Here is a 7,939-nt window from a genome sequence, read left to right on the forward strand (position 1 = left end):
GACTATCGTGGCGATGGAGGATGAATAATGAATATTCGCGATCTTGAATACCTGGTAGCGCTCGCCGAACACCGCCACTTCCGGCGGGCGGCTGACTCATGCCACGTGAGCCAACCGACGCTCAGCGGACAGATCCGCAAGCTGGAGGATGAGCTTGGCGTCATGCTGCTGGAGCGCACCAGCCGTAAGGTTCTGTTTACCCAGGCGGGGCTGTTGCTGGTGGATCAGGCGCGTACCGTGTTACGCGAAGTAAAAGTGCTCAAGGAGATGGCAAGCCAACAAGGGGAAACCATGTCCGGGCCGCTGCATATCGGCCTGATCCCGACAATTGGCCCGTACCTGCTACCGCACATCATTCCGATGCTGCATCAAACCTTCCCGAAGCTGGAAATGTATCTGCACGAAGCGCAGACCCATCAGCTGCTGGCTCAGCTCGACAGCGGTAAGCTCGACTGCGCCATCCTGGCGCTGGTCAAAGAGAGCGAGGCCTTTATCGAGGTGCCGCTGTTCGATGAGCCGATGATGCTGGCTATCTATGAAGATCATCCGTGGGCGAACCGCGACCGGGTGCCGATGTCGGATCTGGCCGGTGAAAAGCTGCTGATGCTGGAGGATGGTCACTGCCTGCGCGATCAGGCGATGGGCTTCTGCTTTGAAGCGGGGGCGGACGAGGATACCCACTTCCGCGCGACCAGCCTGGAAACGCTACGCAATATGGTGGCGGCAGGCAGCGGCATTACTCTGCTGCCGGCGCTGGCGGTACCGCAGGAGAGAAAACGCGATGGCGTAGTCTACCTGCCGTGCATTAAGCCAGAGCCAAGACGCACCATCGGTCTGGTTTACCGTCCAGGCTCGCCGCTGCGCAGCCGCTATGAACATCTGGCGGAGGCCATCCGCGGTACGATGGATGGCCATTTCGACAAGGCGTTAAAACAGGCGGTTTAAGCCGTTCAGCGCGGCGACCCGGTACGCTTCCGCCATGGTCGGGTAGTTAAAGGTGGTGTTGACGAAGTACTCAATGGTGTTGCCACCACCTTTCTGCTCCATGATCGCCTGGCCGATATGAATAATTTCGGCCGCGCGCTCGCCAAAGCAGTGAATGCCAAGGATCTCCTTGGTTTCCCGATGGAACAGGATCTTCAGGGTTCCCACGCTCATGCCAACAATTTGCGCCCGCGCCAGGTGTTTAAACTGGGCGCGGCCCACCTCATACGGCACTTTCATCGCCGTCAGCTGCTGCTCGGTTTTCCCGACGGAGCTGATTTCCGGAATGGTATAGATCCCGGTCGGGATATCTTCAATCAGATGCGCTGAGGCTTCACCTTTCACCAGCGCCTGGGCGGCAATGCGCCCTTGATCGTAAGCGGCAGAAGCCAGACTCGGATAGCCGATGACATCGCCAACCGCATAAATGTGCGGAAGGGCGGTCTGGTACATGCTGTTAACCTTCAGCTGGCCGCGGCTGTCGGTCTGCAGACCGATATTTTCCAGCGCCAGGGTGTCGGTGTTGCCGGTGCGGCCGTTAGCGTACAGCAGACAATCGGCCTTCAGCTTTTTGCCGGACTTCAGGTGCATGATCACCCCGTCATCCACCCCCTCAATTTTCTCATACTCCTCGTTATGGCGAATGACCACGCCGCTGTTCCAGAAGTGATAAGAGAGCGAATCGGACATCTCCTGATCGAGGAAGGCCAGCAGACGATCGCGGGTGTTGATCAGATCGACTTTCACCTCCATGCCGCGGAAGATCGACGCATATTCACAACCGATCACCCCGGCGCCGTAAATGATCACATGGCGCGGCTCATGCTGCAGGCTGAGAATCGAATCGCTGTCATAGATGCGCGGGTGGTGGAAATCGACATCCGCCGGATGGTAGGGGCGAGATCCGCAGGCGATAACGAATTTCTCCGCAGTCACTGTCTCGACCGTGCCGTCATGACACTCCAGCGCCAGGGTATGTTCATCCACGAAATGGGCATTGCCCTGCAGAATTTCACAGTGGTTGCGCTCATAGAATCCCTGGCGCATGTGAGTCTGTTGGTTAATGACGCTGTCGGCATGGTTAAGGATGTCGGCGAAAGAAGAGCGAAGAAGGCGGGAGTGGTCGCTGTAGAGGGGGTTTTGGTTAAACTCGATAATACGGCTGACGGCATGGCGGAGGGCTTTCGACGGGATGGTGCCCCAGTGGGTGCAACCGCCGCCGACATTATGGTAGCGCTCGATGACGGCAACGCGTGCTCCCTGTTTCACCAGTCCCATAGCGGCGCCTTCCCCGCCAGGACCGGAACCAATCACTATTGCATCATAATCCCAAGAGTGTGACATGGCATTACTCACCTGTTTTATACATAAAATAAACACGATGATAACATTCGCTGCGCTTTAACCCAATTATCGTTGTGCTTTTTTGCAGCATAAAAGCAGAAACGGCTCGTAAACAATCATTCACAATCCAGTGCAAACCGATTAGTTTTAATCTCTGGTATAGTGCCAGCAGGGCTATTGGAAGGATTCATACATCGTGATGGGCGTAAGAGCACAACAAAAAGAAAAAACCCGCCGTTCGCTGGTGGAAGCGGCATTCAGCCAACTTAGCGCTGAGCGGAGTTTCGCCAGCCTGAGCTTGCGTGAAGTGGCCCGGGAAGCAGGGATCGCGCCGACGTCCTTTTATCGTCATTTTCGCGACGTCGATGAGCTGGGCCTGACGATGGTCGATGAGAGCGGACTGATGCTGCGCCAGCTGATGCGCCAGGCGCGCCAGCGGATTGCTAAAGGCGGCAGCGTGATCCGCACCTCGGTCTCCACCTTTATGGAATTTATCGGTAACAACCCGAACGCCTTCCGCCTGCTGCTGCGAGAACGTTCGGGAACTTCTGCGGCGTTTCGCGCCGCCGTCGCACGCGAGATCCAGCACTTTATTGCGGAACTTGCCGACTATTTAGAACTCGAAAACCATATGCCGCGCGCCTTTACCGAAGCGCAGGCTGAAGCTATGGTCACCATCGTTTTTAGCGCTGGCGCGGAAGCGCTGGATGTCGGCCCTGAACAGCGCCGACAGCTGGAAGAACGGTTGGTACTGCAGCTCAGAATGATCTCGAAAGGCGCGTATTACTGGTATCGCCGTGAACAAGAAAAAATGTCACATCATTCCGAATAACGTGAAGGACGAGCAATGAAACACTCAGTTCAAGATAAAGGTACGCTGCTGCTGGCGCTGATTGCCGGCTTATCCATCAATGGCGCCTTTGCGGCGCTATTCAGTTCGATAGTTCCGTTTTCCGTCTTCCCTATTTTGTCACTGCTGCTGACGGTCTACTGTTTGCATCAGCGCTATCAGAATCGCAGTATGCCCGTTGGGCTACCAGGTCTGGCTGCCGCCTTTTTTATTCTCGGGGTGCTGCTGTACAGCACCGTTGTGCGTGCGGAGTATCCTGATATCGGCTCCAACTTCTTCCCGGCCGTCCTGTCCGTTGCGATGGTCTTCTGGATCGGCTACAAAATGCGTAACCGCAAACATACAGCAGCTGAGTAAGCTGCCAACCATAAAAAAACCGGCAACAGAGCATTGCCGGTTTTTTTGGCCTATTTCCGGGTCAGCAGGACGCCGCACTCCATGTGATGGGTGTAGGGGAACTGATCGAACAGCGCCAGCCGGGTAACGTTGTGCGTCTGGCTTAGCGTCTCCAGATTGCGGCACAGTGTTTCCGGGTTGCATGAAATGTACAGAATGCGTGGATAGGCCTGCACCATTTTTTCCGTTTCGCTGTCCAGTCCGCTACGCGGCGGATCGACGAAAATGGTCTCGCACTGATAGCTTTGCAGATCGATCCCCTGCAGCCGGTTGAACTCACGTACGCCGTTCATCGCCTGAGTAAACTCTTCCGCCGCCATGCGGATAATCTGTACGTTGTCGATATGGTTAGCGGCGATGTTGTACTGCGCTGCAGCCACCGACGGTTTGGCGATTTCGGTAGCCAGCACGCGATCGAAATTACGCGCCAGCGCCAGCGAGAAGTTGCCGTTGCCGCAGTATAATTCCAGCAGGTCGCCGGTCGCCCCTTTGGTGACATCCAGTGCCCACTCCAGCATCTGAATATTCATGGCCGCGTTCGGCTGGGTAAAGCTGTTTTCCACCTGACGGTAGATCATCTCCCGCCCGCCAACCGGCAGGCGCTCATCTATATAGTCCTGATCAAGCTCGATTTTGGTCTTGGTCGCGCGTCCAATCAGATGCACATTGAGCCCCTGGGCGCGCAGGGCGTCACGCAGCGCCTCCGCTTGCTCACGCCAGGCATCGTCCAGCTTTTTATGGTACAGCAGCGAAACGACCGCCTGGTTGCTGAGGGTGGTCAGATAATCAATCTGGAACAGCTTATGGCGCAGCACGGGATTGTTGCGCACGCCCTCCAGCATGGCGGTCATCAGCTGATTGATGAGCGCGCTGGCGGCCGGAAAACTGTCCACGCGAATCCGCGACCGGGTCTGCTGATCGAAAATAATATGGTACAGATCGTCGCCATCATGCCACAGACGGAACTCGGCGCGCATGCGGTAGTGGCTGACCGGCGAACGAAACACTTCCGGAACCGGCGCGGCAAAAGGCGCCATCATGGTTTGCAAACGGACGACTTTTTCTGCCAGCTGCGCTTCGTATTGTTCGGTAGGAAGGTGTTCGGGGGTCATGATGCATCCTGAATAAAATAAGTACGCGGGGATTGTAGGGAAAGCGCCGGGGATGTCCAGCCTCGAATGTGGCGGGAAATATAATTAGCAGTCTGGACATCTATATGAGTCTAATTGTAGCATTCGCCTACCGGTCCTGTGAGTTAAAAGGGAACCCAGTGGAAATCTGGGGCTGACGCGCAGCGGTAAGGAAGGTGAGAAATGAGCGCACTCGGTGCAGACACTGCGGCTAGCCGTGGGAAGTCATTATTTCTTGAAACAGCCTCCAAGCCCGAAGACCTGCCGGAATACGTCGCACTGGGTTTTATCGTCGCGAGCAAATGATAAAACCTGCGGCATCCTTTTTCTGTTTCGGATGCTTTTACAATGATTAAAAAAGCTTCGCTGATGACGGCCTTATCCGTCACGGCATTTTCCGGCTGGGCGCAGGATAGCAATTCAGATACGTTAGTGGTGACAGCAAACCGTTTTCAACAACCGGTAAATACCGTGCTGGCGCCGACCGACATTGTGACGCGCGATGATATCGACCGCTGGCAGTCCAAAGATTTAAACGATGTGATGCGTCGTCTTCCCGGGGTTGATATTTCCCGCAACGGCGGCATGGGGCAGAGTGCTTCGCTGTATGTCCGGGGGACGGAGGCTCGCCACGTGCTGGTGCTGATCGACGGTGTGCCGATGGCGCGTCCGGGTATCTCCAACGGCGTAGATATTAGTCAGATCCCTATCTCACTGGTCCAGCGGGTGGAATATATCCGTGGCCCGCGCTCCGCGGTTTACGGCTCCGGAGCGATCGGCGGGGTGGTGAACATTATCACCATGACCGACGCTGAACGTTCGCAAATCAACGCCGGCGCGGGCACGAACGGCTATCAGTCCTATGACGGCGCTTTTAACAAGCGGTTTGGCAACACGCTGGTTACCGCTGCTGGCGCCTATCAGACCACCAAAGGGTTTAACGTCCAGCCGAATTCCTCTTATAGCGGCGACAGCGATCGCGACGGCTACCGCAATAAAATGCTGTGGGGCGGGGTACAGCATCAGTTCGATGACAACTTCTCGGGGTTCTTCCGCGGATACGGCTATTCCGCCAACGCTGACTATGACCAGGGTAACTGGGGCTACGCAGGCGGAAACGATGAAGACCAGTCCTACACCCAGTCCTGGGATACCGGTTTGCACTATCACTCCGGAATTTACTCCTCCCAGCTGATTGCGAACTATCAGCGTATTAAGGATTACAACTACAGCAGCGACGCTGGCCGCTATGCCGCGGGCACCACCCTGGATGATATGGAACAGCGCTATATCCAGTGGGGAAATAATGTTGTGGTGGGGCATGGCGCGGTGAGCGGCGGCGTAGACTGGAAACAAGAGAAGCTGAAATCCAGCGGAACGACCAGTACCGACGTGTATAAGCGTGACACCACCGGTCTTTATCTGACGGGCCAGCAGCAGATCGATAGCGTGACGCTGGAAGCTTCCGGCCGTGAGGATCATGACGAGCAGTTTGGCTGGCACGGTACGTGGCAGACGGCGGCAGGCTGGGAATTTATCGACGGTTATCGGACAACGCTCTCGTACGGTACAGGATTCCTCGCACCGTCCCTCGGGCAGCAGTACGGCGCAGAACGCTATGGCATTGCCTCCAACCCGAACCTGAAACCCGAGGAGTCGAAGCAGTGGGAAGCCGGGCTGGAAGGGTTAACGGGGCCACTCGACTGGCGTCTCTCCGCGTATCGCTATGAGATTCAGAACCTCATCGATTACAACAACAACGCCTATTACAACGTCAAGTCGGCGACGATTAAGGGGCTGGAATGGACGGGGAATGTCACCACCGGGCCGGTGGAGCATCATCTGACGCTGCAGTATGTTGACCCTCGCGACGATGAAACCAACAAGATCCTCTATCGCCGGGCGAAGCAGCAGGTGAAATACGAGCTGAACGGTCAGGTCTACGATCTGGGGTGGGATGTGACGTATCACTACATCGGCAAACGCTACGATTATGATTACGACAACTCGCGTACCGTCAATATGGGTGGGTTGAGCCTCTGGGATGTCGGTTTATCGTATCCCGTCACCTCACACCTGACAGTTCGTGGTAAAATAGCCAACCTGTTCGATAAAGATTACGAGACAGTTTATGGCTACCAATCTGCAGGACGGGAATACACCTTGTCTGGCAGCTACACCTTCTGATCCACGTCCCACCGTGCTGGTGTTTGATTCCGGCGTCGGTGGGTTGTCGGTTTATAATGAGATTCGGCAGCTGCTGCCGAATCTGCATTACATCTATGCTTTCGATAACGTTGCTTTCCCGTACGGTGAGAAGAGCGAAGAGTTTATCGTTGAGCGCGTGCTGGAAATTGTCACTGCCGTTCAGCAGCGCTACCCTCTGGCGCTGGCCGTGATCGCCTGTAATACCGCCAGTACCGTCTCCCTGCCTGCCCTGCGTGAAAAGTTTGCCTTTCCCGTCGTTGGCGTGGTGCCAGCGATTAAACCCGCCGCCCGCCTGACGGCGAACGGGATTGTCGGCCTGCTGGCGACCCGCGGTACCGTTAAGCGTCCTTATACCCGTGAGCTGATTGACCGCTTTGCCAATGAATGCCGGATTGAAATGCTGGGGTCAGCGGAGCTGGTGGAGCTGGCGGAAGCGAAACTGCACGGCGAGCCTGTGCCGTTAGAAGAACTGCGCCGCATCCTGCGCCCGTGGCTGCGGATGCAGGAGCCGCCGGATACGGTGGTGCTGGGCTGCACCCACTTTCCTCTTCTACAGGAGGAGCTGCAGCGCGTTCTGCCGGAGGGCACGCGGCTGATCGATTCTGGCGCGGCAATTGCCCGTCGCACCGCCTGGCTGTTAGAGCATGAAGCGCCGGACGCGAAGTCCAGTGACGAGAATAAAGCATTCTGCATGGCGCTGACGGCAGAAACAGAACAACTTTTACCCGTTTTGCATCGCTATGGCTTCTCAACGCTGGAAAAATTACCGCTTTAAAGGTGTTTTGCACAAAAAAGAGACGGTTGAATAATTTTTTGAAAACAGGGCTTGTCAACGTCTCAGAACTCCCTATAATGCGCCTCCACTGACACGGAACAACGGCAAGCAAGCCGCCGGGTCAGCGGGGTTTCAGCGGTGAAGTTCAACGCTGAAAACCAACAGAGAAAAGCAAAATAAGGGCTTGACTCTGAATGAGGAAAACGTATTATACGGGACCTCGCAACGGTGAGCTTAACGCCGCGTTGCACC

7 protein-coding genes and 1 riboswitch are annotated in these 7,939 nt (G+C 55.9%); of the genes, 5 read left to right on the plus strand and 2 right to left on the minus strand.

Annotated features, from left to right (window positions below; genetic code table 11):
• Positions 1-27: 27 nt before the first annotated feature.
• Complete coding sequence (oxyR, locus tag ACKLKD_RS15185; protein ID WP_002883015.1) at positions 28-945, plus strand: DNA-binding transcriptional regulator OxyR; 918 nt, start codon at positions 28-30, stop codon at positions 943-945.
• Here oxyR and sthA read toward each other — a convergent pair.
• Positions 928-2,328: a Si-specific NAD(P)(+) transhydrogenase gene (gene sthA / locus ACKLKD_RS15190; RefSeq protein WP_002883016.1), complete on the minus strand. Its 1,401-nt coding sequence runs from the start codon at positions 2,326-2,328 to the stop codon at positions 928-930. The genes oxyR and sthA overlap by 18 nt on opposite strands.
• A gap of 196 nt (positions 2,329-2,524) precedes the next feature.
• Between sthA and fabR the strand changes: the two genes are divergently transcribed.
• Positions 2,525-3,160, plus strand: coding sequence for an HTH-type transcriptional repressor FabR (gene fabR, locus ACKLKD_RS15195; protein ID WP_004151856.1), 636 nt, complete (start codon positions 2,525-2,527; stop codon positions 3,158-3,160).
• Between the two features lie 15 nt (positions 3,161-3,175).
• Positions 3,176-3,535, plus strand: coding sequence for a YijD family membrane protein (locus tag ACKLKD_RS15200; RefSeq protein ID WP_025710969.1), 360 nt, complete (start codon positions 3,176-3,178; stop codon positions 3,533-3,535).
• Positions 3,536-3,585: 50 nt separating this feature from the next.
• Here the strand turns inward: ACKLKD_RS15200 and trmA are convergent, their stop codons facing one another.
• Positions 3,586-4,686: a tRNA (uridine(54)-C5)-methyltransferase TrmA gene (gene trmA, locus ACKLKD_RS15205; protein WP_004203692.1), complete on the minus strand. Its 1,101-nt coding sequence runs from the start codon at positions 4,684-4,686 to the stop codon at positions 3,586-3,588.
• A gap of 114 nt (positions 4,687-4,800) precedes the next feature.
• Positions 4,801-4,988, plus strand: a riboswitch (cobalamin riboswitch).
• A gap of 64 nt (positions 4,989-5,052) precedes the next feature.
• Here trmA and btuB point away from each other — a divergent pair.
• Together btuB and murI are read left to right on the plus strand one after the other, a co-directional pair.
• Positions 5,053-6,891 carry a TonB-dependent vitamin B12 receptor BtuB gene (gene btuB / locus ACKLKD_RS15210; protein ID WP_087805114.1) on the plus strand — a complete coding sequence of 613 codons (1,839 nt, stop codon included), beginning with the start codon at positions 5,053-5,055 and terminating at the stop codon, positions 6,889-6,891.
• Positions 6,836-7,687, plus strand: a complete 852-nt coding sequence (murI, locus tag ACKLKD_RS15215; RefSeq protein WP_042929041.1) for a glutamate racemase — start codon at positions 6,836-6,838, stop codon at positions 7,685-7,687. The genes btuB and murI overlap by 56 nt, the downstream gene beginning before the upstream one ends.
• Positions 7,688-7,939: the final 252 nt, after the last annotated feature.

Source organism: Klebsiella sp. 10982 (assembly GCF_048589245.1).
Classification (GTDB): domain Bacteria; phylum Pseudomonadota; class Gammaproteobacteria; order Enterobacterales; family Enterobacteriaceae; genus Klebsiella; species Klebsiella quasivariicola.

Coding starts and splice junctions, on each gene's coding strand:
- oxyR (WP_002883015.1), top strand. CDS start 28: ATGAATATTCGCGATCTTGAATACCTGGTAGCGCTCGCCGAACACCGC.
- ACKLKD_RS15200 (WP_025710969.1), top strand. CDS start 3,176: ATGAAACACTCAGTTCAAGATAAAGGTACGCTGCTGCTGGCGCTGATT.
- sthA (WP_002883016.1), bottom strand. CDS start 2,328: ATGTCACACTCTTGGGATTATGATGCAATAGTGATTGGTTCCGGTCCT.
- btuB (WP_087805114.1), top strand. CDS start 5,053: ATGATTAAAAAAGCTTCGCTGATGACGGCCTTATCCGTCACGGCATTT.
- trmA (WP_004203692.1), bottom strand. CDS start 4,686: ATGACCCCCGAACACCTTCCTACCGAACAATACGAAGCGCAGCTGGCA.
- murI (WP_042929041.1), top strand. CDS start 6,836: ATGGCTACCAATCTGCAGGACGGGAATACACCTTGTCTGGCAGCTACA.